The sequence below is a fragment of the Streptosporangium sp. NPDC001681 genome (assembly GCF_040298085.1).
Classification (GTDB): Bacteria; Actinomycetota; Actinomycetes; order Streptosporangiales; family Streptosporangiaceae; genus Streptosporangium.
On record NZ_JBEOZN010000137.1, the window covers coordinates 1 to 25,464 of the forward strand.

At 71.0% G+C, this 25,464-nt stretch carries 25 protein-coding genes and 1 pseudogene; 7 read left to right on the top strand and 19 right to left on the bottom strand.

All coding sequences use genetic code 11. From position 1 onward, the window contains the following. Positions 1 to 183 (bottom strand): annotated as a pseudogene (locus ABT130_RS39385) (hypothetical protein); the annotation flags it as partial. 470 nt (positions 184 to 653) lie between these two features. Between ABT130_RS39385 and ABT130_RS39390 the strand changes: the two are divergent. Further along, complete coding sequence (locus ABT130_RS39390; RefSeq protein ID WP_350964432.1) at positions 654 to 1,247, top strand: hypothetical protein; 594 nt, start codon at positions 654 to 656, stop codon at positions 1,245 to 1,247. 171 nt (positions 1,248 to 1,418) lie between these two features. On the opposite strand, the gene ABT130_RS39395 is transcribed toward ABT130_RS39390, so the two are convergent. Next, complete coding sequence (locus ABT130_RS39395; protein ID WP_350964435.1) at positions 1,419 to 2,423, bottom strand: GlxA family transcriptional regulator; 1,005 nt, start codon at positions 2,421 to 2,423, stop codon at positions 1,419 to 1,421. 98 nt (positions 2,424 to 2,521) lie between these two features. Here ABT130_RS39395 and ABT130_RS39400 point away from each other — a divergent pair, with 98 nt between their 5' ends. Further along, entirely contained in the window at positions 2,522 to 2,926 is a 405-nt protein-coding gene (locus tag ABT130_RS39400) for a hypothetical protein (RefSeq protein ID WP_350927504.1), read from the top strand. A 101-nt stretch (positions 2,927 to 3,027) separates the two neighbouring features. Here the strand turns inward: ABT130_RS39400 and ABT130_RS39405 are convergent, their stop codons facing one another. The 11 genes from ABT130_RS39405 to ABT130_RS39455 all read right to left on the bottom strand — a co-directional run bounded on the left by ABT130_RS39405 (position 3,028) and on the right by ABT130_RS39455 (position 14,492). After that, entirely contained in the window at positions 3,028 to 3,966 is a 939-nt protein-coding gene (locus ABT130_RS39405) for a MurR/RpiR family transcriptional regulator (RefSeq protein ID WP_350964437.1), read from the bottom strand. 191 nt (positions 3,967 to 4,157) lie between these two features. Continuing rightward, positions 4,158 to 5,483: an ArgE/DapE family deacylase gene (locus ABT130_RS39410; protein ID WP_350964440.1), complete on the bottom strand. Its 1,326-nt coding sequence runs from the start codon at positions 5,481 to 5,483 to the stop codon at positions 4,158 to 4,160. Beyond that, on the bottom strand, positions 5,480 to 6,478 hold the full coding sequence (locus ABT130_RS39415) for a branched-chain amino acid ABC transporter permease (RefSeq protein WP_350927610.1): 999 nt from the start codon (positions 6,476 to 6,478) through the stop codon (positions 5,480 to 5,482). Before ABT130_RS39415 ends, ABT130_RS39410 begins: the two co-directional genes overlap by 4 nt. 5 nt (positions 6,479 to 6,483) lie before the next feature. Beyond that, entirely contained in the window at positions 6,484 to 7,359 is an 876-nt protein-coding gene (locus tag ABT130_RS39420; protein ID WP_350927510.1) for a branched-chain amino acid ABC transporter permease, read from the bottom strand. Beyond that, a complete protein-coding gene (locus ABT130_RS39425; RefSeq protein ID WP_350927512.1) occupies positions 7,346 to 8,077 on the bottom strand; it encodes an ABC transporter ATP-binding protein in 732 nt (243 codons plus the stop codon). Before ABT130_RS39425 ends, ABT130_RS39420 begins: the two co-directional genes overlap by 14 nt. Next, positions 8,074 to 8,820 carry an ABC transporter ATP-binding protein gene (locus ABT130_RS39430; RefSeq protein WP_350964443.1) on the bottom strand — a complete coding sequence of 249 codons (747 nt, stop codon included), beginning with the start codon at positions 8,818 to 8,820 and terminating at the stop codon, positions 8,074 to 8,076. The genes ABT130_RS39425 and ABT130_RS39430 overlap by 4 nt, the downstream gene beginning before the upstream one ends. Next, a complete protein-coding gene (locus ABT130_RS39435; protein WP_350927516.1) occupies positions 8,817 to 9,632 on the bottom strand; it encodes an SDR family NAD(P)-dependent oxidoreductase in 816 nt (271 codons plus the stop codon). The genes ABT130_RS39430 and ABT130_RS39435 overlap by 4 nt, the downstream gene beginning before the upstream one ends. Positions 9,633 to 9,719: 87 nt before the next feature. After that, a complete protein-coding gene (locus tag ABT130_RS39440; protein WP_350964445.1) occupies positions 9,720 to 11,309 on the bottom strand; it encodes a gamma-glutamyltransferase family protein in 1,590 nt (529 codons plus the stop codon). Positions 11,310 to 11,337: 28 nt separating this feature from the next. Beyond that, entirely contained in the window at positions 11,338 to 12,183 is an 846-nt protein-coding gene (locus ABT130_RS39445; RefSeq protein ID WP_350964448.1) for a polysaccharide deacetylase family protein, read from the bottom strand. Then, positions 12,180 to 13,493: an ABC transporter substrate-binding protein gene (locus tag ABT130_RS39450; protein ID WP_350927522.1), complete on the bottom strand. Its 1,314-nt coding sequence runs from the start codon at positions 13,491 to 13,493 to the stop codon at positions 12,180 to 12,182. Before ABT130_RS39450 ends, ABT130_RS39445 begins: the two co-directional genes overlap by 4 nt. A gap of 201 nt (positions 13,494 to 13,694) precedes the next feature. Next, the gene (locus tag ABT130_RS39455) at positions 13,695 to 14,492 is read right to left on the bottom strand and encodes an SDR family NAD(P)-dependent oxidoreductase (protein ID WP_350964451.1); all 798 of its coding nucleotides are present in this window, start codon (positions 14,490 to 14,492) and stop codon (positions 13,695 to 13,697) included. A 197-nt stretch (positions 14,493 to 14,689) separates the two neighbouring features. Here ABT130_RS39455 and ABT130_RS39460 point away from each other — a divergent pair, with 197 nt between their 5' ends. Genes ABT130_RS39460 through ABT130_RS39470 form a run of 3 tightly spaced genes read left to right on the top strand, consistent with a single transcriptional unit; the run spans position 14,690 to position 18,325 of the window. After that, positions 14,690 to 15,979 carry a type I glutamate--ammonia ligase gene (locus ABT130_RS39460; RefSeq protein ID WP_350964454.1) on the top strand — a complete coding sequence of 430 codons (1,290 nt, stop codon included), beginning with the start codon at positions 14,690 to 14,692 and terminating at the stop codon, positions 15,977 to 15,979. After that, the gene (locus tag ABT130_RS39465) at positions 15,969 to 17,141 is read left to right on the top strand and encodes an amidohydrolase family protein (RefSeq protein WP_350964456.1); all 1,173 of its coding nucleotides are present in this window, start codon (positions 15,969 to 15,971) and stop codon (positions 17,139 to 17,141) included. The genes ABT130_RS39460 and ABT130_RS39465 overlap by 11 nt, the downstream gene beginning before the upstream one ends. Further along, entirely contained in the window at positions 17,138 to 18,325 is a 1,188-nt protein-coding gene (locus ABT130_RS39470; RefSeq protein ID WP_350927530.1) for a M20 metallopeptidase family protein, read from the top strand. Before ABT130_RS39465 ends, ABT130_RS39470 begins: the two co-directional genes overlap by 4 nt. Before the next feature lie 13 nt (positions 18,326 to 18,338). Here ABT130_RS39470 and ABT130_RS39475 read toward each other — a convergent pair whose 3' ends face one another. From ABT130_RS39475 to ABT130_RS39485, 3 genes are read right to left on the bottom strand one after another with little or no spacing between them, the layout of a single operon-like run. Continuing rightward, on the bottom strand, positions 18,339 to 18,887 hold the full coding sequence (locus ABT130_RS39475; RefSeq protein ID WP_350927532.1) for a hypothetical protein: 549 nt from the start codon (positions 18,885 to 18,887) through the stop codon (positions 18,339 to 18,341). 21 nt (positions 18,888 to 18,908) lie between these two features. Then, the gene (locus ABT130_RS39480) at positions 18,909 to 19,874 is read right to left on the bottom strand and encodes an ankyrin repeat domain-containing protein (RefSeq protein ID WP_350964459.1); all 966 of its coding nucleotides are present in this window, start codon (positions 19,872 to 19,874) and stop codon (positions 18,909 to 18,911) included. Between the two features lies 1 nt (position 19,875). Beyond that, entirely contained in the window at positions 19,876 to 20,568 is a 693-nt protein-coding gene (locus tag ABT130_RS39485; protein ID WP_451935398.1) for an endonuclease V, read from the bottom strand. A gap of 321 nt (positions 20,569 to 20,889) precedes the next feature. Here ABT130_RS39485 and ABT130_RS39490 point away from each other — a divergent pair, with 321 nt between their 5' ends. Beyond that, the gene (locus ABT130_RS39490; RefSeq protein ID WP_350964462.1) at positions 20,890 to 22,059 is read left to right on the top strand and encodes an MBL fold metallo-hydrolase; all 1,170 of its coding nucleotides are present in this window, start codon (positions 20,890 to 20,892) and stop codon (positions 22,057 to 22,059) included. A gap of 61 nt (positions 22,060 to 22,120) precedes the next feature. Here the strand turns inward: ABT130_RS39490 and ABT130_RS39495 are convergent, their stop codons facing one another. From ABT130_RS39495 to ABT130_RS39505, 3 genes are all read right to left on the bottom strand, one after another. Beyond that, positions 22,121 to 22,885 (bottom strand): nucleotidyltransferase domain-containing protein, encoded by a 765-nt coding sequence (locus ABT130_RS39495; RefSeq protein ID WP_350927540.1) that lies wholly within the window; start codon positions 22,883 to 22,885, stop codon positions 22,121 to 22,123. Continuing rightward, positions 22,882 to 23,532, bottom strand: coding sequence for a nucleotidyltransferase domain-containing protein (locus ABT130_RS39500; RefSeq protein WP_350964465.1), 651 nt, complete (start codon positions 23,530 to 23,532; stop codon positions 22,882 to 22,884). The genes ABT130_RS39495 and ABT130_RS39500 overlap by 4 nt, the downstream gene beginning before the upstream one ends. 117 nt (positions 23,533 to 23,649) lie before the next feature. Then, positions 23,650 to 24,297, bottom strand: coding sequence for a pyridoxamine 5'-phosphate oxidase family protein (locus tag ABT130_RS39505; RefSeq protein ID WP_350964468.1), 648 nt, complete (start codon positions 24,295 to 24,297; stop codon positions 23,650 to 23,652). 302 nt (positions 24,298 to 24,599) lie between these two features. Between ABT130_RS39505 and ABT130_RS39510 the strand changes: the two genes are divergently transcribed. Further along, on the top strand, positions 24,600 to 25,464 hold an 865-nt coding region (locus ABT130_RS39510; RefSeq protein ID WP_350964471.1), incomplete at its 3' end, for a CocE/NonD family hydrolase.

A 25,464-nucleotide genomic window follows, 5' to 3' on the forward strand; every position in this document is an offset into this window, starting at 1 on the left:
GCCCCCCGCGGTGCGCCGGACCGCGTCGAGGAACTCCTCCTTGCTCGCGGATTTCAGGAGATACCCGGGACCGCCACATCGCCGGGCGGTGTGGCGGTCGGCGTCCCACCGGCGGCCCCGGCGTGGTGAAGCGAGCCCGGCGCCGACGCCGGTCGCTCGCCCGCACAGGCGGACAGGACGCACGCCGCCAGCCCGATCAGGGGGGCGATCACACCGGGCCTTCGCCGCTCACTTCTCAGCCGCCGCATGACCCACCCCTTCGGTCCGACGCCGACTTTTGTCGACTATGGAAACGTTAGGAGCGGGTAGGTCGGCAGACGTTCAACCCGTGGTTTAGCGTGGTGCTCGCTTTTTCCCGCAACTCGCCCTGGTGGCGGCGTTTATCGTGCGGTGACACCATCGGAGTGCGGCCGGTATCCCGATTTCACTGAAGCTTACGTGAATTGAGTACACGATTATTTCTTCTTGTATTGATGATCGAGTCGGTGGTGGCGGAGTATGGTCACGGCAAATCTGGATGATTAACGCCCTGTCGCATAAGAGCGGTGGCTGGTGATATAGGCGTTTGGGGGAGATATGTATAACTCGACAGATTATGTACCGTGACGTAACGTCCGAATGTCGTGAAAGCCCGCAGGGCAAAGGGGGAATGTGTGAAGTACGAATGGGTGCAAAATGAGGCGTACGGTCAGGGCGTGTACACGTCGGCGGCGGCCAGGCTCCGCATGGGCGGGGGAGTCACGCCCGGCCAGAACATTGCAGCGTTCCATTTCACCCGACGCGAAAAAAACCCAACCCTGTGTTCGCCGGATGTATTCCCCGACCTGGTGCTCACCGCGACCAGCACGGGCGTCGGGGTGATGGTGGAGTACGGCATTTACGGGAAGAAGGCCAGAGTCAACAACAGTCACTCGGAGTATCAGTTCTTTCATTTCAACGAGAGACTCGTCGAACTCAAGAGGACGGAAGACTGGCCCAGGATATACGTTCTCGACTGGGTCTTCACCGAACGTCCGGCGTGTGGTGGAGCCTGGGCGGGCGCGAAACGTGTCCAGGCCGGGTGCGCCACCCTCATCGGACACTACGATGAGTACCAGCGAGAGCGCCGGTGGGATGGTGACGGTGGCGGCGACGAGCCTTTCGGCGAGTCCGCGGAGCATGAGATCACCGTCTACAGCATGTTCGGAAAGGACACCGCCACCGCCGACATCCGTACCGCTCTCGCTGAATACAAGAGAACACTTTGAGAAAGAAAGTAATCGCGTCGCCCGAGCGCGGAGTGACCTCGGCTCGGAATTCCCTGAGCCGCCACCACGGCCGCCTCGGTTTCCTCGGGGCCGTCATTGCCGCCCGGAGGCAGGTCCGTCTTCAAGGGCGCTGACATTGTCAGGTGAGGCCTGCCGTCGAGACAGGATCACTTACCGTGTCGAGGTTCTCCCGGCGACTTTCAGGTGATCCTGCCCTGTGGAGGTCGCCGTGGCGCGGTAGCGCGAAGGGGGGATTCCGTAGCGGTCGGCGAATGCCTGGCGCAGTGTCTCCGTGGTTCCGAAGCCGCAGCGGGCCGCCACCCTGGCCAGCGGCAGGGAGGTGGAGACCAGCAGGTGCGCGGCGGCCTCGGTGCGGGCCTGGCGGACGAACCGGCCCGGGGTCCGCCCGAGGTGCCTGAGGAACAGGCGGGTCAGGTGCCGCTCGCTCACGCCCGCGCCGCTCGCCAGCGTGGCCGTGGTCAGGTCGGCGTCCAGGTGCCCCGTGATGTGCTCGACGATCTGCTTGACCAGGCCGTTCTCCGGAGATCCGACGGCGGTGAACATGCTCATCTGCGCCTGGTTGCCGGGGCGTTGCAGGTAGGTCACCAGGCTCCGCGCCACCCGCCGTGCCAGCTCGGCGCCGTGGTCCTCCTCGATGAGGGCGAGGGTGAGGTCCAGCGCGCTGGTGATGCCGGCGGAGGTGTAGGTGTCCCCGTCCCGGATGAAGATCGGGCCGGGATCGATGTCGACCTTCGGGTAGCGGGCGGCGATCTCGTGCGCCGACTGCCAGTGGGTGGTGGCGCGTCGGCCGTCGAGCAGGCCCGCGGCGGCCAGGATGTCGGCTCCGGTGCACACCGACGCGACGCGGCGGCTCTCGCGTGCCAGGCGGCGGACGTGAGCGACGATCAATCGGTTGCCGGCCGCGGCCTCGTGGCCCATGCCTCCCGACACGATGAGCGTGTCGAGCGGCCCGGCGACCCGTTCGAGGGACTCCTGGGCCTGGAGTGTCAGGCCGGTGCCGCAGGTGATGGGACGGCCTCCGGGGGTGGCCAGGCGAAAGCGGTAGAAGGGATCGGCGCCATGCCAGTTCGCGCTCTCCAGGGTCGTGGTCACGCAGGCGATGTCGAGCAACTCCGCCGCGTCGTATCCGATGACGGCGATCCGGCGTGCGATCACGGGGCGAGCGTATGTCAGAAAGGACAGGAATCCCAGGTTTCCGGACCTCTGCGGCGGCCTTTCTTGGTACGCGGCCGGTACGGCGGCACGGTGGAGGCATGACTCAGACAGCAACCGTCACCCGCCGCCGGCGCAGGTTCGCCTGGCACTACGTCGAGATGGTCATCGCGATGTTCGCCGGCATGTTCGTCCTGGGAATGCTCCTGTCCGCCGTCGGGCTCGGCTTCTCCCACGAGCGGCAGCCCGAGCTCGCCTACCTGCTGATGGCGTTCGACATGTCCGTCGGCATGGCGATCTGGATGCGTTATCGGGGCCACGGCTGGGCGGCCACCCTGGAGATGTGCGCGGCCATGTTCGTCCCCGTCGTGCCACTCTTCCCGCTGCTCTGGCTGGGGCTCGTCGACGGCGGGGCCATGATGACGCTCGCCCACGTGGCGATGTTCCCGCTGATGCTGGTCGCCATGCTCCGGCGCCGCGACGAGTACGCCGGCTGCGCGGCCTGACGACCGAGCCTCCGAGGGCATCGGGCGTGCCCCGTACTCGTTGGCACACGGTGGCGGTCAACGCGTACGGGGCACCGTCGGGAGTGCCGTCGGGAGTGCCGTCAGGAGTGGGTTTCCGAGGTCGTCCGGGTCCCGCGGGGCGGCTCGGTGCCGGGGCCGGTCGGGGTGAGCGGCCCGTCGTCCTCGCGCAGCACGTCGTCGGCCATCTGGTCGTACTCGGCCACCCGGCTCCTGCCCGCCTCGCCGAGCTGCTCGACCACCGCGGCGACCAGCGTTTCGAGCAGCGCGACCGCCGGGGTCAGCGAGTCGAACGGGGAAGGCGAGCGGACCTGGGCGGGCAGCACGACGTCCGCCACCGTGGCGGCGGGCGACAGCCACGGGTCGGTCAGCAGCACGATCTTCACGTTGCGCGCCGCGGCGGCGCGGGCGAAGGCGATCGTCTCGCGCTGGTAGCGCCGGTAGTCGAAGAGCACCAGCACGTCGCGGCGGCCCATGTCGAGCAGGTGGGCGGCGTGGTCGGCGGTGGACCCGGCGATGTACGTCGCGTTGGGACGCAACTGGTGCAGGTGGGCGATGAGGTACTGGGCCAGGATGGTGCTGAACCGGCCACCGGCCGCCGAGATGCGGCGGCCGGGGTCGGCCAGCAGTTCCGCGGCCTTGACCAGCTCCCCCTCGGGAAGCTGGTCGAAGGTCATGGCGGTGGCGTCCAGCAGCACCCGGCGGGACCGGCTCAGCACCCTGCCGGTGTCCTCCTCGGCACTGCCGTACTGGGCCAGGGGAGAGGAGTAGCGCTGCTGGGTCTCGCGTTTGAGCGCCTGCTGCAACTCCGGGTAGCCCTCGAAGCCCAGCCGGTAGGCCAGCCGCAGCACGGTGGCCGGGCTGGTCTGGGCCTGGCTCGCGACGGTCGCCAGCGGTTCCAGACCGGCGGTCGGGTAGCCCGCGAGCAGGGTGCGGGCTACCCGCTGCTCCGCACGGGGCAGCTTGGGCAGCACGTCGCGGAGCTGGGCCGCGACGGTGCGCGGCTCAGGGGTGCCGAGCATGTTGCCTCCTCATGGACGACCGCCGGATCGTGCGGCGCGTCGCAAGGAAGGGATCATGCCACGAACCGTATGAAAAGAGAACGTCGTCCTCGGACCGGGCGCCGCCCGGCGGACGTTCACCGCTCACCCGCCGCTCGCGGCCCATCGCCCACCGCCCATCGGCGATTCCCAGCCTCGCGGCCGTCCGGTGCTCACCGCTCGTCCGCGAGCCCGCACCAGTCGATCGCGGTCAGCGCGTAGGTCTTCGCCGACTGCACCAGCTGGGCGATCTCCACGTACTCGTTCTCCGCGTGCGCGGTGTAGCCGACGCCCGGGCCGTACACCAGGCCGCCGATGCCCTTGCGGTCCATCCAGGTCAGGTCGCACACGCCCATGAAACCGGTCGTCAGCGGCGGCTGCCCGCCGGCCGCCGTGGTGTGCGCGCCGACCAGCGTCGCGCTCAGCGGGGCGTCGTCGGGCAGTGAGTACGGCGGCCAGAGCAGCTTCCACTCGAACAGCGGCGGGTGCTCGCGCAGCCACGGGTCGGTGCGGCAGGCGTCCATGACCCGGGACTCGATCTCAGCCATGACCTCCTCGTTGGACCGGTCGGGGTGGTGGTAGACGCAGTACTCCACGACCAGCTCGTCGGCGAGGAAGAAGGGCACCAGGATGCCCGAGGGGTTGGCCCGCAGCACGCCGGGCAGCAGGTTGAAGTAGCCGGGCGGGAAGAGCGGGTGCCGGTTGTGCCGGGCCCAGTCGTCCTCCAGCGCGCGCAGCGCCTGGTAGACGACCCAGAACTTGTCGACGGTGTTGACGCCGAGCGCGTCGCCCTCCAGGGTCGGGTGCACGGTCATGCCCCGCAGCCCGGAGTGCGCGGTCTTGCCCTCCAGGGAGACGCTGAACCAGAGCAGGCCCGGCGTCACCGGCACCGACGCCGGCAGGGTGCCCGCCTGCCCGGACGGCTCGCAGACGATGGCCGCGTCCGCGCCGAACCCGGCCTCCAGCACCGCGGTGGTGCCCGCCTCGTGGTCGCCGACCTCCTCGCCGACGACGCCCTGCAGGACCAGGTCACCGGCCAGGCGCACGCCGGCCCCGCGCAGCGCGAGGGCCGCGTAGGCCGCGGCGACCAGGCCGCCCTTCATGTCCGTCGCGCCGCGCCCGATCACCGCGTCGTCGGTGACCTGGGCGCGGAACGGGTCGCCGCGCCACCGGTCGAGGCGGCCCGGCGGTACGACGTCGACGTGCCCGTTGAGCAGCAGCGACCGGCCGCCGCCGGCGCCGGACACGACGCCGCAGGCGTTGTCGCGGCCCCGCTCCACGGTGACCTTGGTGACCTCGGCCCCGGCCTCGGCGTACAGGTCGCCGAGCAGCGCGCTGACGTCGCCCTCCGCCCCGACGATCTTGTCGTACTCCTGGCCGGGATAGCGCGGGTTCACGCTGGGGATGGCGATCGCGTCGGCCAGGCTGGAGACCATCCGCTCGGCGAGCAGGTCGACCTGCTCCAGCACCCGGCGGGTCACGTCGTGTTCGGTGGTCATACGGTCTCCTTCGAGGTGGTGGGAAGGGGCTCCGGAGCGGGGGTGCGGGGCCGCCGGAGCGAGGTGAGGACGGAGTTCGCGATGCCGGCCAGGCCCTTGGGGGCGATCCAGAGCACCACGAGGATCAGCATGGCGATCACCATGTCGCGCCAGGCCCCGGCGTCCTGCAGCACGTCGGAGACCAGGGTGACGACCACGGCGCCGACGATCGGCCCGTAGACGCTGCCGCTGCCGCCCAGGAAGATCATGCTGAGCAGCAGGGTCAGGTAGCCGAAGCCGAAGACGTCGGTGCTGACCACGCCGTTGAGGAAGGCGTTGAAGCTGCCGGCCACCCCGGCCACGGCCGCGCCGATCATGAAGACGATCAGGTGCTGGCGCACCCTGGAGACGCCCCGGCTGGTGGCCAGCGCCTCGTTGTCGCGCAGTGCCAGCAGCGACATGCCCAGGGTCGAGCGGGTCAGCATCCGTACCAGCACGGTGACCGCGAACAGCAGCGCGGCACCGAGGAAGTAGTAGCCGATCCGGCCGTCGGCCCGCAGGTTGACGTCGCCCAGGCTGAGCCGGGGGATGCCGACGATGCCGTTGGATCCGCCGGTCAGGCCCGCCTGCCCGAGCACCAGGTAGATGCAGAGCTGGGAGAAGACGTACGTGGCCAGGCCCACGTAGATGCCGCGCAGCCGCAGCACCGGCAGGAACGCCACCAGCGAGGCCAGCAGGGCCGACAGCCCCGAGATCGGCAGGGCCAGCCACGGGTCGATGCCGGTGCGGGTGGCCAGGATGCCCGTGGTGTAGGCGCCGATGCCGAAGAACCCGATCTGGGCGAAGTTGAAGATGCCGGCGAAACCGAGGGTGAGGTTCCAGCTCATGGCGAGCACGCCGTACATCGTGAAGAGGATCAGCAGCAGCCGGGCGTGCGGGTCGGTGAAGACCAGTGGCAGGGCCACCAGGACTATCGCGTAGACCGGCCAGCCGGCCCAGGAGCGCAGGTTGGTCATGACGTTCACGCGCTCCTCACCCTGGTCCGCAGCAGTCCCTCGGGTTTGACCAGCATGATCACGATCATTGCGAGGAAGACCAGGACCGGGCTCCAGGAGAGCCCGAAGTAGTAGGTGGTGACGGCCTCGAGCAGGCCGATGGCGTACGCGCCGGCGATGGTGCCCGCCAGGCTGCCGGCTCCGCCGAAGGCGAGCACCACGAAGGCCCGCAGTAGCGGGTCGCCGCCCATGCCCGGGGAGATGAACTGCATGCTGCCGAGCAGCGCCCCGGCCACGGTGGCCAGGCCGATCGCGACCACGACCACGAAGACGTAGACCCGGCGCGGTGCGATGCCGAGCAGCTGGGCGTGCTCGCGGTTCTGTTCCAGCGCCCGTACGGTCAGCCCGATGCCGGTGCGTTTGAGGACCAGGGCCAGCAGGCCCACCAGCAGCGGGGCCAGCAGGATCGTGACGAGCTGGCTGCCCTGGGCGACCGCCCCGGCGACCTCGACGCGCGCGCCACCGAACGGCGGGAGCTGCTTGATCTCCGGCCCCCAGATCAGCTGGGCGCCGCTCTGCAGCAGCATCGTGGCCGCCAGCGTGGCGACCATCACCAGCATGTCGCCTCCTGGGCGCCGGATGAACGGGCTGACCAGCAGGAACTCGTAGGCCAACCCGATCAGCGCCATCGCCGCCACGGCGCCGAGCAGCGCGACCGCCACCGGCAGCCCGCCGGCGTCGAGCAGCGTCCAGGTCAGGTAGGCGCCGAACATCATCAGCGCGCCGTGCCCGAAGTTGAAGACCCGCAGCGTGGACCAGATCAGCGTCAGCCCCGCCGCCATGAGCATGTAGAGGCCGCCGAGGACGAGCGTGCTCGTCACGATGACACTAATGCCGTCCATCGGCGGTCCCTCCCAGGAAGAGCGACATCATCTCGTCGCGGCTGCGGCTGCCGTCCGACGCGCCGCTGTCCACCACGTCGCCGTGCAGGATGACGTGGTAGCGGTCGGTCAGGTCGAGCACCAGGTCCATGTCGCCGTCGATCAGGATGACCGACGAGACCTCGGCGCGGACCCGCACGATGCACTCGCTCAGCTCGTGCTTGACCTTCGGTGACAGGCCCAGCGTGGGCTCGTCGAGGATCAGCAGCGTGGGCCGGGCCATCAGGCCCATGCCGAGGCTGGCCATCTGGCGCTCCCCGCCGCTGAGCGTGCCGGTGAGTTGCCGGCGCCGTTCCTTGAGCTTGGGGAAGACCGAGAACACCTGGTCGATCCCGTCCCGCCAGGTCGAGGAGTGCCCGCTGGAGGACGCGGAGAGCCGCAGTGCCTCCTCCACGGTCAGTTGCGGGAACAGCCGCGAGCCCTGCGGCACGTGGATGAGCCCGCGCCTGACCAGGCTGCCGGGGGACTCGCCTCTGGTGTCCCGTCCGGCGAAGGCGATCGTGCCGGAGGCGGCCCGGTGCAGGTTGGAGACGCAGCGCAGCAGCGTGGTCTTGCCGTGGCCGTTCGGCCCCAGCAGCCCGATCGCCTCGTGCTGTCCGACGCGCAGCGAGATGCCGCGCAACACCTTCGCCTGGCCGTAGCCGGCGGTGAGGTTCTCCACGGTCAGCAGATCGCTCATCGCGCGGCCCCCGGTCCCAGGTAGGCTTCGACGACCCTCGGGTCGGACAGGACCTCGGCCGGCCGGCCGGTCACGATGATTCGGCCGCTGTCGAGGACCGCCATCCGGTCGGCGAGCGCCTCCAGCACCGACAGCACGTGCTCGATGATCACCATGGTGACGCCCGTGCCGTGCACACCGGCCAGCAACCGGATCAGCGCGTCCTGGTCGGCCGGGTCGAGGCCGGCCGCGGGCTCGTCGAGCAGCAGTACCGAAGGGCCGCTGACCAGCGCGCCGGCGATCATCAGGCGTTTGCGGTCGATCAGCGAAAGCCCGTCGGCCGGGCGGTTCAGATCACCGCCGAGCTCCACCGCGTCCAGCGCCTCCCGGCACCGGGCGGGGTTCCAGCGCCTGGCCCTGCCCGCGCCGCCGTACGCCGAGCCGATACGGACGTTCTCCATCACGCTCAGCGACTCGAAGACGGCCTCGGTCTGGAAGGTGCGCTTGAGACCGGCCTTGGCGATCCAGCGCGGCGAGCGGTTCTGGATCTCGTGACCGTCGAAGATCACCTTTCCGGAGTCGGGCCGGATCGGGATACCGGTGAGCAGGTTGAACAGCGTGCTCTTGCCCGCGCCGTTGGGGCCGGCCAGGCCGAAGACCTCGTCGCGCGTCACCGACATCGAGACGCCGTCGACGGCCCTGAGGCTGCCGAACGACTTGCCGACCTCGTGCGCGGCGAGGATGACCTGCGAGTTCCCGTTCACGACGCGACCTGCCCCGGCCCGCGCCAATCGCCCTGGGCGAGGAAACCGCCGTCGACCGGGAGCAGCACGCCGTTGACGAACGAGGCGTCCGGGGCGACCAGGAACGCGACCGCCGCGGCGATCTCGTCCGGTGAGCACTGCCGCCCGGCCGGCTGGCGGGCCGCCGCCGCCTCGCGCTGCCGCAGGGACTCCGCGGCGGCCTCGGCGTCGAGCAGGCTCCGCGAGTCGCCCATGTCGTTGTCGACGTAGCCGGGCAGCACGGCGTTGACCCGGATTCCCCGCGGGCCGCCCTCGACGGCGAGCTGCCGGGTCAGGTTGGCGATGGCGCCCTTGGCCGCGGAGTAGGCGGGGAAGGCCGGCAGGCCGGTGACCCCGAAGATGGACGACAGGTTGACCATGGCGCCCGCCCCGCCCGCGGCCAGCAGCGGGAAGGCCGCCCTGGCACACAGGAACGTCCCGGTGACGTTGACGTCCATGACCCTGCGCCACTCGGAGACCGGTACGCCGGTGACGCCGCCGCCGCTCTCCGCGATGCCGGCGTTGTTGACCAGGATGTCCAGGCCGCCGAACTCGTCCGAGGCCCGCGCGAACAGCGCCTCGACGCTGCCCTCGTCGGACACGTCCGCCGCCTGGAACACGCATGCGGGGCCGTCCCCCGACAACTCCAGGGCGGTACGTGTCCCGCGTTCCACGTCGACGTCGGCGATCATGACCCGCGCCCCCTCCGCGCGCAGGCGGTGCGCGATGGCCGCGCCGATCCCGCCCGCCGCGCCTGTGACCAGGGCGCGTTGCCCGGTCAGAGTGCTCGCCATCGCGATATCTCCCTCAATCTGCTGGTACTCGTGGTGTTGGTCGGCCGTGGTGGGCCGCGACCGGGTGGCCGTCTCGGCCGGCCTGTCTCATCCGCCGGGCAGGCCCACCCCGTACGGCTTCATCCGGTCGACGCCGGGGGACCACGCTCCGCCACCGCGCCGCGCGATGCCGTTGGGCCGGGCGAAGTGCCAGGTGGTGGGCTCCTCGGTGACGACCTGGACGTCGAACCCGGCGGCGGAGAGGTCGGCTGAGGCCCCTGCGTCGCGCGTGTCCAGCCAGACGCGGTCGCCCTCGGCGTGGATCCTCGGCGCCGAGATAGCCTCCTGGAGGTCCGCGCCGTCACGCCAGCGGGCGGCGATCTGGGCGACGGCGGAGATGATCCGCCGCCCGCCCGAGGCGCCGAGCGTCGCCTCGGCGTCCCCTGGGCCGGTCAGCACGACGGGGCTGACCGCGCTGAGCCCGGCCGCGCCCGGAGCGACGCTGGTCACCCGGCCGGGGCGGGGGTCGAAGTACATCATCCCGTCGTTCAGCACGATGCCGGTCTCCGGTTCCACCATGCGGGAGCCGAACAGGTCGAGCACCGTCTGGGTGAGCGAGACCGTCATGCCCTCGTCGTCGACCGCCGACATGTGCGAGGTGCACCCCGCCCTGGCGGAGCCGCCGGGAGGCGCGGGAGGGTTGTTCCCGCCCGCGATCCAGCGGGCCACCATCTCGTCGGCGTACTCGGGGGAGGCCAACCGGGCCCAGCTCGCCGGACCCTCCTGGGAGGTGGTGACCTCGCGCAGCCGGTCCTCGAAGGCGTGGGACAGCACCCGCGCCCACAGGCGAGCCCCCGGATCCAGCCCACGCCGCCGGGCGGCCTCGACCAGTTGCAGTGCCTCGATCACCGAGATCACCCCGGTGGCGTGCGGGCCGTACAGCCGCATCGGGCCGATCTCGACGGGCAGGACCTCGGACTCGTCGGCGACATACCCGGCGAAGTCCTTCTCCGACAGCAGGCCACCGGCCCCGGTGACGGCCGTCGCGATCGCGCGGGCGGCCCGGCCCAGGTAGAACGCGTCAGGGCCACCGGCGCCGATCTCGCGGAGCACCCGGGCCAGCCGGGGTTGGACGAGCCTGTCGCCGGGGCCCTGGGACGGGCCGCGCAGCGGCAGGCCGTCGGGCAGGAAGAGTTCCGAGGAGGAGGGGAAGGCCCGCAGCGTCCGGGCCTCGGCGCAGATCGCCGAGGAGGCGAACCAGTTGGTCTCGTGCCCCGCCTCGGCCAGTTCGATCGCCGGGGCGAGCACCTGGGCCAGTGGCAGGCGGCCGAACCTGGCGTGCGCCCGGCACAACGCGGCGACCGCTCCGGGGACGCCCACCGACAGCGGGCCGACGATGTTCGCGTCGTCACGCACGGCCGGCCAGTTGTACAGGCCGGTGCCGGTCGCGGACGCCGCCGGGGCGAACATCCGCGGGTGCGCCAGGCCCGGAGCCAGGATCGGGCCGCACACGACGGTCGCGGCCGGGGCGCCCGGCTCGCGCACCACCAGCCAGGCGCCGCCGCCGAGCCCGCTCATGTAGGGCTCGACCACTCCGGTGGCGAAGGCCGTGGCGACCGCCGCGTCCACGGCGCTGCCGCCGGCGCGCAGCATCGACGCCCCCGCGCGCGCCGCCCTCGGGTCGGGCGCGGTGACCATCCCGCCGGCTCCCCGGGGAGCGCCCGGCTCAGCCCTGCCAGGCATCGGCGATCTCGCTCAGCGTCGCGAACCAGACGTCGCCCGCCGCCAGCATCCGCTCGATCAACGCCTCCAGGACGAGCAGGTGGTGGGCTCGGCCGATGGTCTGCGGGTGCATGGTGAGCACGTAGACCGCGCCGGGAACCCGCTGGTGGGCGTAGTCGAAGATGGTGTTCCAGCGGTCTTCCATGTCGCGGTGGGAACCCAGCGGGGAGACCCCGGCAACGTACTCCACCGAGGGCCAGTCGTCGAGATACCACGACACGGGGATCTCCACGATCCGGCTCTCCGGGCCGAACTCGCTGGCCGACTCGTAGTTCACCGTGACCCGTCGGGGCCGGTACGGCTCGAACTCCCGGCCCATCAGCGAGCTGTCCCAGTCGAAGCCGAACTCCTCGAGCAGGCCCAGCGTGCTCTCGGAGAAGTCCCAGGCGGGCGAGCGGTAGCCGCGGGGGCGGCGCCCGACGACCTGCTCGTGCTGGCGCAGCGCGACCTCCATGAGCCGGCGCTCCTCGTCGGGCCCCAGGTCGGGCACGACCTCGTGGTAGCAGCCGTGCGCGGCGATCTCGTGCCCGGCCGCCAGGATCTGCTCGATGCGGTGCGGGAAGGTCACCAGGTCGTGGCCGGGGGTGGCCCAGGTCGCCGGCAGGTGGTTGCGGCCGAGCAGCTCCAGCAGCCGGGGCACCCCCTGCTCGGCGCCGAAGTCACCACGCGACAGGTAGGACGGCGAGGTGCGGCCCATGGTGCCCATCCAGGGGGAGTGGGCGTCGAAGTCGAAGGTCAGCGCCACGGCCATCCGCTTGCCCGGCGGCAGCGCCAGGGGAGCCGAGGTCACTTCTTCATCCACGGCGGGAGCTGGAAGGAACCCGACTTGTACTTCTCAGGGGCGATCAGCACCCGCTTCTCGTCCTGGAACTGGAAGGACTGCAGCGGCACGTAGTCGTCACCCTGCTTGGCCAGGTGCGTGGCCTGGTCGAACACGATCCGGCCGGAGGCCCGCTCGCTGTCGCTCTTGCCGATGGCGGCACCGATCGCCAGCGCGTCGTCGGGGTCGCCGACCTCGCGCAGCGCATCGGCGTAGATCATGGTCTCCACGTACGTCATCACGCCCTGCGGGTCGACGTTGTCGGTCCCGTACGCGGCCTGCCAGTCCTTCTGCAGCTGCGCGGCCGGCGGGTAGCTGGGCGAGGGCACCATGCCCGCGAGGTTGTTGAACAGCACGCCCTCGGCCTGCTGCTTGGTCAGCTCGAAGAACTGGGGCTGGTTGGGGCCGTACTGCATGAAGACCAGGGACTCGGTGGGCTTCTGCAGGAACTGCTGCAGGAAGCTGGCCTCGTTGGAGACCTGGTAGTCGGTGTTGACGATGAAGTCGGGGTCGGCCGAGCGGATCTTCCCGAGGACCGTGCCCCAGTCGTTGACCGTGCCGAACGGCACCTTCTCCTGGCCGGCGATGCTCCAGCCCTTGGCCTTGAAGTGCTTGACCAGGCCGTCGGCGATGTTCTCGCTGTAGGGGTTGTCGGAGCGGACGATGAACGCCGACTTGTTGCGCGGCTTCCACAGCCCCTGCTCGGCCCAGGACTCCGCCAGGTCGACCGGCTCGGTGCCGTAGGCGTCGTAGTCAGGGGTGATCGACCAGACCGTGGGGTACTTCGCCGGGTCCTTCTCGATGATGGCCTGGGTCTGCGCGGTGTTGCCGCCGATGAGGTAGACCTTCTCCGCCGCGGCGAACTCGTCGATCTCGAAGTTGGACGTGGAGGCGTAGCCGGTGACGACCGCCTTCACCGACTCGTCGTCGGTCAGGGTCTGCACGCCCTTGGTCACCGCGTCGTTGGACTGGCTCTGCACATCCACGACCTTGAGCTTGAACGTGTACCCGTTGACGCCACCGGCCTCGTTGAGCTGCTTGATGGCCAGCTCGGCCCCCTGCTTCATGCCCAGACCGTCGGATGCCAGGCCCCCGGTCAGCGGGGCGAGCAGGCCGATCTGGATCTCCTTCGCGCCGGCCGCGCCGCCGGTCTCCGCGGCGGAGGTGTCGGGGGAGGTGGAGGAGGAGCAGGCGGTGAGCGCCGCCAGGGCGCCGGTCACCGCGACGGCGGTGATCGCCCGGATGGGCGTCCGGGGACGGAGGAAGGGGGAACGGGCCACGGTGAAGCCTCTCTGCGTCTGTGGGACGAGGGGACGAACGCATGCGGGACATGCCGGAGGGCGTCACATGCCTGTTTTGCAACGTTCTGTCACTGTCGACAATTGAAACGTATGTTGCATCCTGCGGCAAAGGCTAGACCTGTAAAAGGTTTGTTACTTAAACTCGATCCGTCGTACCGCTCTGATCTCGTAAAACATGGATCAGCTCGGCGGCAGGGCCGTTCCGGCCAGGAAGCCTCCGTCCACGTCGAGAACACTCCCCGTGATGAAGGAGGAGTCCGGATCGGCGAGGAACACGCACGCCCGCGCGATCTCCGCCGGCGTGCCCATGCGGTGCACCGGCTGCCCGGCGACCAGTGCCGCCACGTACTCGGCCGAGAGCGCCACGGTGGCCGGGACCTCGATCAGCCCGGGGGCGACGGCGTTGACGGTGATCTGTGACGGGGCGAACTCCAGCGCCAGGACCCTGGTGAGCATCTCCACCGCCGCCTTGGACGAGCAGTAGTGGGCGGCGCCCACTCGGGCCGAGCGGGCCGCGCCGGAGGAGACGTTGACGATCCGGCGCCCGCCCCCGAGGGAGCCGGAGGTATGGGCGAAGGCCTGCGAGGCCAGCATCACGCCGCGGACGTTGACGGCGAACACCTCGTCCCACTCCGCGGCGGTCATCTCGAGGACCGGGGTGTTCGGATAGACCCCGGCGCAGTTGACCAGCACGTCCACCCCGCCGTGCAGGGCGGTCGCCTGCTCGAAGGCGGCGGTCACCGACCCCGGGTCGCGCACGTCCAGGCGCACCGCCGAGGCCGTCGCCGGTGAGCCGCCCGGGACGGCGGCGAGTTCCGCGGTGACCCTCGCCATGCGCGTCTCGTCGAGGTCGGCGACGACGACCGTCGCCCCCGCCTCGTGGAACGCCCCGGTGATGCCCCGGCCGATGCCCTGGGCTCCGCCGGTGACCAGGACGACCGTCCCGTTGAGCCTGCCGGGAGAGAAGCTGTCCGTCATGGGATGCCTTCCGGTGATGCCGGGCGGGAGCGGCCTCCTGCCGGCTCGACACATATGACCTGGGCGTTTCTGTCAGGGCTATCAGGTAACACGCATGCTAAGTTTCATTCCGCCGCCTTGACCATACATGTGAACCATATGTTTCACTTAGGGCGGCCGGGACGCGAGGTGCGGACCGGACTGGGAGGAGAGAGCCGATGACGACAGGGACCGCCTTCGTGGCGACCTGTGACCTCGCGGCCCAGGTGCGGGGCCGGGCTACCCCGGTGGCCCGGCTGGACCAGACGTTGCGTACCGGAGTGGGGTGGGTCCCCGCCGATCTGGCGCTGACCTGTTTCGGCCACCTGGCCGACGACAACGTCTTCGGCTCGGTGGGCGACCTGAGGTTGCTCCCCGACCCCGCGACGGCCGTCGACCTGCCCGCCGACGGTCCGGTGCCGGGCACCCGCCTCTACCTCGCCGACCAGACCGGCCTGGACGGCAGCCCCTGGCCCGGCTGCCCGCGCGGCTTTCTCGCCCGCGCGCTGGCGGACCTGAGGGAGATCGCGGGCCTTGAGGTGAACGCCTCCTTCGAGCACGAGTTCATGCTCGGCGGCCAGGCCGAGGCGCCGCCCTTCTCCTTCCAGCGCCTGCGCGGCGCCGAGCCGTTCGGCACCGACCTGGTCGCGCTGCTGGAGACGGCCGGGCTGGAGCCGGAGAGCTGGCTCCCCGAGTACGGGGACGGCCAGTTCGAGATCACCCTGCGGCCCGCCCCCGGAATGGTCGCCGCCGACCGGGCGGTCCTGCTGCGCGAGTTCGTCCGCGACCTCGCCCGCCGCCGGGGGCACTCGGTCACCTTCGTCCCGCTGGCCGACCCCGCGGGCGTCGGCAACGGCGTCCACGTGCACTTCTCGCTCCGCGAGGTCGGTGGCGGCCCGGTGATGTTCGACGCCGGAGCACCCGGCAGGCTCTCCTCGACCGCGGCCAGGTTCGCGGCCGGAATCCTGCGGCACGCCGGTGCGGTGGTGGCCGTCACCGCGCCCAGCGTCGGCTCCTACCTGCGGCTCACCCCGCACCGGTGGAGTGCAGGCGGGGTCTTCCTCGCCGAGCGCAACCGCGAGGCGCTGCTGCGCATCGCGCCGACCGTCGAGATCGGCGGCGCCGACCCCGCGGGCCAGCTCCACCTGGAGTACCGGGCGGCGGACGCCACGGCCAACCCGTGGCTGGTGCTCGGCGTCCTGATCCGCGCCGGCCTCGCGGGACTGGCCGGGGCCGAGCCCGCCCGGGTGTGGCCGGAGACCGCGACCGAGGCCGACCTGGCCGAAGAGCCCGCGCTCCCCGGCTCCCTGCCTGAGGCCCTCGCCGCGCTGGAGGCCGACGAGGTCGCCCGAGGCTGGTTCCCCCACGAACTGCTCCACACGTTCCTCGCCGTGCGACGGGCCGAGCTGGCCTGCGTCAAAGGACTGCCCGACCACGAGCTCTGCCGGAAGGTCGCCGATGTCTACTGAGAACTTCTCCGGGGACGTGGCCGGCGACCTGGAGAGCGTGCTCGCCACCCTGCCCCTGGTCGACCACCATGTACACGGTGCCTCCTCGGGAGACCTGGGCCGCGGTGAGTTCGAGACGCTGGTGACCGAGTCCGACCGGCCGATCCCGGCGTTCATGACCCAGTTCGACTCCCAGCTCGGCTTCGCGATCCGCCGCTGGTGCGCGCCGGTCCTCGGCCTGCCCGCCCACGCCGCACCGGAGGAATACCTGGCGCGCCGCACCGAACTGGGCGCCGCCGAGGTGAACCGGCTGCTACTGGCCGCCAGCGGCATCGGCCGCTTCCTGCTGGAGACCGGTTATCGGGGCGACGACGTCCTGGACCCGGCCGGGATGACGGAGGCGTCGGGGCGGCCCGCGCACGAGGTGGTCCGCATCGAGCGGGTGCTGGAGCAGGTGGCCGCCTCGGGGGTCTCGGCCGCGGAGCTGCCGGGCCGCTTCCGCGAGGAGTTGGAGCGCCGCACCGCCGACGCCGTCGGCCTCAAGAGCATCGTCGCCTACCGGCACGGCTTCGCCTTCGACCCGGCACCACCCGGTGACCGGGAGGTCGCCCTGGCGGCGGACCGCTGGCTGTCCGCCGGTGAGGCGAGCGGCCAGTGGCGGGTGGACGACCCGGTGCTGCTCCGCCTCGGACTCTGGGCCGGGGTGGAGCGCGGGCTGCCGCTGCAACTGCACGCCGGTTACGGGGACCCCGATGTGGAACTGCACATGTGCGACCCGCTGCTGCTCACCCGCTGGCTGAAGCTCATCGAGCCGCACGGCGTGGACATCCTGCTGCTGCACTGCTACCCCTACCACCGCAACGCCGGTTATCTCGCGCAGGTCTTCCCGCACGTCTACTTCGACGTCGGTCTCGGCGTCAACTACACCGGCAGCCGGTCGGACGCGCTGATCGCCGAGTCGCTGGAACTCGCGCCGTTCGCCAAGACCCTGTTCTCCTCGGATGCCTGGGGCCCGGCGGAGCTGCACATGCTGGGAGCGCACCTGTTCCGCCGCGGGCTCGGCCGGGCACTGCGCGGGTGGGTCGACGCCGGCGAGTGGGCCGAGGAGGAGGCCGTCCGGGTGGCCACCATGATCGGTGTGGACAACGCCCTGCGCGTCTACGGTCTGGACCCGGCCAAATGATCGAGCCTCTTGCCTTCGGCTCGGCCGCCGACTCCGTCGAGGCGAGGCTCCGGGCGGCACTGGAGCGCCGGCTGCCCGCCGCGACGGAGCTGCGCCGCCGGCTGCACGCCCACCCCGACCTGTCGGGGGAGGAGGGGCCGACCCGCGACCTGATCCTGGCCGAGCTGCCCGGACGCCCGGTGGACGCGGTGGCCGGTACGGGCGCGCTGGTGCGTGTCGGCGGCCCCGGGCCCGCGGTCGCGGTACGGGCCGAACTCGACGCGCTGGCGGTGACCGAGCGGACCGGCGTCGACTGGGCGTCCGGGAGGCCGGGCCGCATGCACGCCTGCGGGCACGACGTGCACCTCGCCGCCCTGGTGACGCTCTGCCACGCGGTCGGTGACACCCCCGGCGCGCCCCCGCTGGTCGCGATGCTCCAGCCGCGCGAGGAGACCTACCCCTCCGGCGCCCACGACATCGCCCGGTCGCCGTCGCTGGCGGAGCACCAGATCACCGCCATCATCGGTGCGCACGTCCAGCCCACCCTGCCGCGAGGCGAGGTCGCGGCCACCCCCGGCACGGTGAACGCCGCCGCCGACGAGTTCACGGTCGTGGTCAGGGGCCGCGGCGGGCACGCCGCCTACCCTCATCTGACCAGCGATCCGGTGCTCGCGCTCGCGCACGTCGTCGTCGCCCTGCAGCGGGTGGTCAGCCGTGACGTCGACCCGACCAGCTCGGCGGTCCTCGGCGTCTCCACGCTGGCGGCCGGCAGCGCGGCCAACGTCGTGCCCGACGAGGCCACGGCCGGCGGTACGGTCAGGGCGCTGAGCGAGCGCATCCGCGACCAGGTGCACGCCCGGCTGGAGGAGGTCGCGGACCTGGTCGCGCGGGCCCACGGCTGCGAGGCGAAGGTGAGCATCACCCGGGGGGAGCCGGTCCTGTACAACGACTCCGGGCTCGCCACCCGAGCCGGTGCCCACCTGACCCACCTGGGCCTCACGCTCTCGCGGCCGCTGCTCTCCTTCGGCGCCGACGACTTCTCCTATCTCTCCGCGGTGCTGCCCGGCCTGATGATGTTCGTCGGGGTCGGTGACGGTACGGACGTACGCATGCACAGCGCCGATTTCCTGCCCGGCGACGACGCGGTACGCGATGTCGCGCTGGCCATGCTGGCGGGTTACCTCGCGGCGGCGGAGAAGATGTAGCCGCGAAGGACGCTCAGCCGGCGGCGTGTTCCCAGTAGGGGTCGCGGTAGAGCATGACCGAGGTGCCGCGCAGGAGTTCGTCGGGGGCGGAGAGCAGCACGAGTTCGCCCCTCGCCTCCAGGGTGCGCAGGACGTCGCGGACCCGCGGGCCGACCGGCAGCCGGCCCACCGGGAGGTTGAGGGTGTCGCGGACCAGGTCGGCCACCTCGGAGAGCCGGAACGGCTTGGTGAAGCCGGCGATGAGTCCGCGGACGAACTCGACGGTGATCACCGTCTCGGCCTCGGCGTGGGCGAGCTGCCAGGTCAGCTGCGCCCTGCGCCGGCCGGTTCCGGCGCAGGCCGTGCACTGCTGGGAGAAGTCGGGCACGATGTTCTCGACGGTGCTGCCCAGGCAGGTGGTGCACTGGTTGGTCTCCGACGCGTGCAGCTCGGCCGCGGCCCTGTCGGCCAGTGGCCTGCCGCACAGGCAGAGATAGACCCGGAACCCGCCGCGTACCAGGACGAGGTCGTCGGCATCGTCGGGTATGTCTTCCCAGAGCGCGGTGATCGTGTGGATTCTCATCGTTGTGCGACTCTACCCATTTCACCGCAGTGTGACAGGGACCAGTCTCATCGGAGCGCTCCACAACCACTCCTCGGTGATGTAGGTGGAGGTCAGCAGCGTCATCAGGCCCAGGGTGCGCTCGGTCGCGGTGGAGGGGTGGGCGCCGCAGTCGCCGAAACGGCACATCCACAGTTCGACCATGCTGCTGTCGGAGAGCTGCTCGTGCACCGAGGGCCGTCCGGCGGGGAGCCCGTCCCGCCAGATGTCGACGGACGCGCTGGCGAACGGGAAGGCCCCGGCCAGCACTCCGCCGCCCGAGGTGACGGCACGGCCGACCCCGTCGTGCACCGGCAGGATGCCGTCGGACTGGAAGAGCACCACCCCACCCCCCGGCGGGCTGGCCACCCGCAGGACCTCCACGGGGGAGGCGTGCTCGGCGCTCCACAGCTCGCCGGTCGAAAGCGGCGGGCACGACTCCGGCACGGCGCCCAGGCGGCGGATGACCTCCTCCTCGGTCACCTCGCCGACGAAGGCGACGCACAGTCCCTCGTTGTAGTCCTCGTAGGAGAACATCATCGCGTCGACGGTGTCCTGGAGCTCGCGGAGCCTGGGGCTGACGGTGGGAGCCCCAGGCAGTTGGGCGAACAGGTCGGCCAGTTCGGTGAAGAGCGCCTGGGAGCCGGGGGAGCGGCCCGCGATGCACGGCCGCCAGGGGTCCGCGCCCGCGGCGAGCAGGACCCGCACGGCGTCGTCCCAGCCGTGGCGCACGGCCTCCCAGAGCGGGGTGGCGCCGTCGGCGTCGACGGGGTCGACCTCCGCGCCCGAGGCCAGCAGCAGCTCTATCACCTGGACGGCACCCTCCTGGGCGGCCCGGTGCAGGGGCGTCGTGCGCAGCCACGGTAGCCACTGCCCGGGATCGAACCCGCTCGCCAGTCGCCGGCGGATCCGCGCCAGGTTGGTGTCGCACCACGCGTCGACGTCCTCGGCCCACTCGTTGTCGCTCACTTCATCCCATTTCGTGGTATTGAGTGAATCCAACCAGGTCCGGACGACAGTTTTCGATCAGTGCCTCGCGGGAGAGCCGGTCGGCGGCGCGGGTCGTCTCGGGAAGGCGGTAGCGGGGTGTCAGGTTCAGCACGTTGTGGCAGGCCGTGGCGAGGTCGACACGGTGTCCCACGGAGACGAAGACGGGCTTGACCCCGTGCCGGGTGCGCAGCACGCGGCCGACGACGTCGCCGTCCAGCGTCAGGTCGGCCCACGAGCCCCGCTCGGGCGCGGGCGTGGGATAGGTGCCGACGAAGGCGGTCTTGCCGACCCCGATCGTGGGCAGTCCGGTGAGCACGCCGAGGTGGCAGGCCAGACCGAAGCGGCGCGGGTGCGCCAGGCCGTATCCGTCGCAGACGACCAGGTCGGGGGTCACGGAGAGCCGTTCAAGGGCGTCCAGCAGGGCGGGAACCTCCCGGAAGGCGAGCAGCCCGGGGACGTAGTCGAAGGCCACCCTCCCGCTGACGGCGACCTCTTCGACGATCTCCAGCGTCGTCCCGTCCAGCACGGTCACCGCCGCCGCCAGCCGGTCCCTGTCGTAGGCGACATCCACTCCCGCGACCCTGGCCGGACTGCGGGGACCGGGGCCGGTCAGGTCGAGCAGTGCTCTGAGCTCGTCCTGGATGGCTTCGGCCTCCATGACAGTGCGCGGCATTTGTACCTTCATAACTACATGATCGCTACTTTTACAGTATGACGTTATATTTTGGGGCTGTTCGTCTTCTTTGGTGACCGGTGAAGTCGCCGTGCGGCGTCCCACCCCCAGCGGTGCCCTCCGGTCCCGGGTTCTCATGCTGCCGGGCGGGTCCTGCCCATGGTGTGACGGGAGCGGTGGCGGAGCCGGGATCGTTCCTCATGATGCCTTCCGGTCCCCGTTCGTCGCGACGCTGGGCGGGTTCCGCCCAAGGCATGACGGGAACAGCCGCGGAGCCGAGATCGTTCTGCAGGCACTGGCGACTTCAGGAGCGTGGGCCGCATGGCGGGCAGCAGATCGATCGGGCGTCTCCTCGTGGGCGGGCTGGCACTGGCCGCCGCCGGATGGGCGTTGAAGGACATCCCCGCGGAACTCGGGGGCAGGGCCAGGGGGGAGCGGCTGGAGCGGATGCGCCGCTCGCCGCAGTTCCACGACGGCCTCTTTCGCAACTCCACGCCCGGCGTCTTCGTACCCTCGCCGCAGAGCGCGCGGGAGATCGCCTGGAACATGCTGCACAACCGCGAGGAGCGCCGCCCGGCCACGCCGGTCCCGGTGGTGACCGCACCGGTGGGTGGGCCGTCCCCGACCGGGCTGAGCGTCATCTGGTACGGTCACGCCACCGCGCTGCTGGAGATCGAGGGCCGCCGCGTGCTCGTCGACCCGGTGTGGAGCAGGCGCGCCTCGCCCTCCCAGCTGGTCGGCCCGCGGCGCCTGCACCCGATGCCGGGGCCGCTGGCAGGCCTCCCGCCGCTCGACGCGATCGTGATCTCGCACGATCACTACGACCACCTCGACCGTGCGACGGTACGCGGCCTGCTCACGCTGCAGACCGCGCCGTTCCTGGTGCCGCTGGGGATCGGCGCCCACCTGGAGCGCTGGGGCGTGCCCGCCTCGCGGATCGTCGAGCTCGACTGGGACGAGGAGGCGAGCGTCGCGGGCCTGCGGTTCGTCGCGACCGCCGCCCGTCACTTCTCCGGTCGCACCCTCAACCGCAATGTCACCCTGTGGGGCTCCTGGGTCATCGCCGGCCGGGAGAGGAAGGTCTTCTACGCCGGCGACTCCGGGTACTTCGACGGCTACGCCGGGATCGGCGCCGCGCACGGCCCGTTCGACCTCACGCTCATGCCGATCGGCGCCTACAACGCCGCCTGGCCCGACATCCACATGAACCCGGAGGAGGCGGTCAACGCCCACCTCGACCTGGGCGGCAGGCTGCTCCTCCCGGTCCACTGGGCGACCTTCACCCTGGCCACGCACCCCTGGGCCGAACCGGTCGACCGTCTCTGGCGCGAGGCCAAGGCCCGTGACGTCCGCCTCGCCGTCCCCCGCCCGGGCGAGCGCGTCGACACCGCCGACGTCCCGCTGCTGGAGAGCTGGTGGGAACTGCTGCGCGGCGGCGAGACGGGCCGCCGGCCGCGACAGCCGTCGCTCCCTCCCTCCCCGAGACTCTGAGCGACGAGCTCACCCACCGCTGCTCCGGCGGCCGGGTGCGCCTGACGGCCGCGACGGAGGTTCAGGCCATCGCGGTTCTCGTTGACAGGCGAGTGCGGACGACGAGATCGTGCACCGCGTCCGCCGACGGCGCGATGTCGGGAAGGCGGGAGGCGTCTCGCGCCTCCTCCAGTTCCCCGGTCAGCCGGGTGACGTCGCCCGCCAGTCGTTCCGGTTCCGGCGCGTCCGCCGGCAGCGGGCCGTGCTCGGCGGAGCGCTTGGCGGCGATCAGGTCACCGAGATACGACGGCCCGCCGGAGAGCCGGGTGAGGTCGGCCTCCAGCTCTCCGGTGCGCATCAGACGGATGCCGGTGAGCAGCACACGGAAGGTGTAGAGCAGCGGCTTGAGCTCGCCGGAGCGCTCGAACAGCCGCCACTGGGTGCGGGCGAATCCCAGGTAGTGGTGGGCATGGTGGCGGGTGACGCAGCCGGGGGCGACGGCGATCATCTCCCGGTGGACCGGCGAGGTGGCCACCACCAGCGGGGAGAGCAACTGTTCCAGCACATAGCCGTTGCGGCGCAGCAGCAGGCGGCAGAACTTGGCCAGGTCGTGGGTGACCAGGTCCACCTCGACACCGTCGCGCACCCAGGAGCGGGTGAGGGTCTCGCTTCCCGTCCGCAGGCCGACCACCTCCTCCAGCGGCAGCAGGTGAACACCGCGCAGGTCGACGTCGGAGTCGGTGGAGGGGAAACCGTACAGGTGCGCCCCGCTGATCGTGGCGAAGGCGGTCGGGTGTGTCTGCCCGGCGGGGATCTCGGCCAGCCAGGACGGCAGGGTAACGGTCACAGCGCCGCCTCCCTTGTGCTCGCCAGATATTCGTCCACGCGCCGCCGGTCGGGTTCGGCCGGCAGCGTGCCCGTACCGTCGAACCTCGCGGTCAGCTCGGAGCGCCAGCGGTCGACCTCATCCCAGGAGAGCTCTCCCCGCCGTACGGCGAGCAGCCGGTCGCGGTGGGCGTCCATCCGGACCAGGGGCTCGCCGTGGCGGATCAGGTGCAGGCCGCTGATCAGCAGGCGGACCATGTGCATGGCCTGCTTCCATCTGGGACGCTCGGGGTCCAGCCGGCGGAACTGGGCGTTGGCGTATCCGACGAAGGTCTGTCCGGCTCGTCCGGAGACGAAGGCGTCCCGGATGGAGAGCAGTTCCTCGCCCGCGGCGGTGGCGTGCTCGACGACCGGCGACCACAGACACTCCAGGACCGTCGGGTTGGCCTCCAGCGCAAGCGCGCAGAACCGCTCGACCTCCCACGAGAACTGCTCGGGCAGCGGCCCCTCGACATGCGTGGGCGGTTTGGCCAGCCGCCAGAACAGCCGGGTCGGCGCCACGAAGACCCCGCGCCGGTCGACGTCGGACTCCTCGCTCTCCAGCCCGTATGCCCGCGAGCCGACCACCACCGACAGCACCGAGTGATCCGGGACGTACCGTACTTCCATCCGCACAGCCTGCCAGGCCCGGGCCCGGCGCCGGTACGGGTTTTCCCCGGCGCTCATTGACCGGGTGCGGCGTGCCGGCGAGCGCCTCCCGAACGGATCCGGTGGTCGGTGCGCGCGTCAGTACAGGTTCTCGCGGGCGTCGATGCTCAGGTCGTCGTCGATGAGCTTGGCCGACCACTCCAGGTCCAGCTGCTCCTTGAAGATCCGGCCCAGCGTGGGCCGCGCCCCGCGGTCCGGCCACCGCTCCGGCTGCCAGAGCGCCGAGCGCCGGAAGGCCTTGGCGCAGTGGAAGAAGCACTCCCGCACCTCGACGCTGACCGCCAGCGTGGGAACCTTCCCCTTCACCCGCAGGCCTTCCATGTACGGGGCCTGGCTGACCACCCGCGCCCGCCCGTTGACGCGCAGGGTCTCCTCGGTGCCCGGCACCACGAACAACAGGCCGACCTGCGGGTTGGTGACGATGTTGCGCAGGCTGTCGAGCCGGCGGTTGCCGGGCCGCTCGGGGATCACCAGCGTGTGGTCGTCGAGGACCAGCACGCCGCCGGGTTCCTCGCCGCGCGGGGAGACGTCGCAGGTGCCGTCGGATCCCGAGGTCGCCAGCAGCAGGAAGGGCGAGGTGGCGATGAAGTCCCGGGCGTTCTCGTCGAGGTGACCGATGTCCTTGCGCAGGGCGACCTCGCCGACCTCGCCGACGATCCGGCGGAGTTCTTCTTCCGAGTTGACCGTGACGATCGGGCCGGTCTCACCGATATCGAGGGAAGGCATGAAGTAAGGCTAACCTTCCTTGATCCTTGCCTCAACGGCACCCTTCCCGCCCGATGCGCGTATGGGGGTTCCGCGAGCGGGAGGGAGGAGCCCAGGCGCGGCGACCGGGTTGCTTCACACCCCCCGAAGGGCGCATGGCGTCCCGCGGGCGGCGACCGATTCTCCCGAATACACCCCGGAACTCGCGCTTAACGCGAGATAGCCGCCTATTCGTTATATCTTTGATCTTGCAGGTCAAGATTGCTTCGCAGGAGATTGACCGGAGTTGTCAGGTTTATGCGACCCTCTGGGAGCTTCCTCCGATGAACAGATGGAAGACGATCATCGTCGCGCTGGCGGTCATCCTGCCGGCCGGTGTCCTGCCGGCCGCCGCCTCACCCGCGGTGGCCGCCCGATCCGCGGCCCCCCTGATAGAGAACGGCGAGACCCAGCCGGTCTACTCGCGCGCCGACGCGCTTACCGAGACCGTGTTCGTCGAGGTCGCCGGGGTCGACAGTGACGCCGACGGGCTCCCCGACCGGGTCGCCGTCGACATAATGCGGCCCAAGGAGACCGAGTCCGGGATGAAGGTCCCGGTCATCATGGAGGCCAGCCCCTACTACGCGGGCGGCAACGACGTGCCCAACCACGTCGTCGACCTCGACGGCTCCGACCCCGCGGGCATGGAGTACCGGCGCAACAAGTTCAACGACCTGCACGACGAGATGTTCGGCGACGGCTCCGACGTGGCCCGCGCGGTCGCTCCGCCCTTCCGCGGCTACTACGACAACTACTTCGTGCCGCGCGGCTACGCGATCGCGCTGGTGGAGAACCTCGGCTCGGGCCGGGCGACCGGCTGTCCCACCACCGGCCTGGACAACGAGACCGCGGGTCCCAAGGCCGCGATCGACTGGCTCAACGGCCGTGCCCGCGGATTCGACGCGGCCGGCAACGAGGTCAAAGCCGGCTGGTCCACCGGGAACGTCGGCATGATCGGTGTCTCCTACAACGGCACGCTGCCCAACGCCGTCGCCGCGACCGGGGTCAAGGGCCTCAAGGCGATCGTGCCGATCGCGGCCATCTCCTCCTGGTACGACTACTACCGGGCCAACGGCGGGGTCGCCTGGGTGAGACAACGGCTGATGTTCTCGGTATGCACACCCGGAGTCGGCAGGACCGACCCAAGTC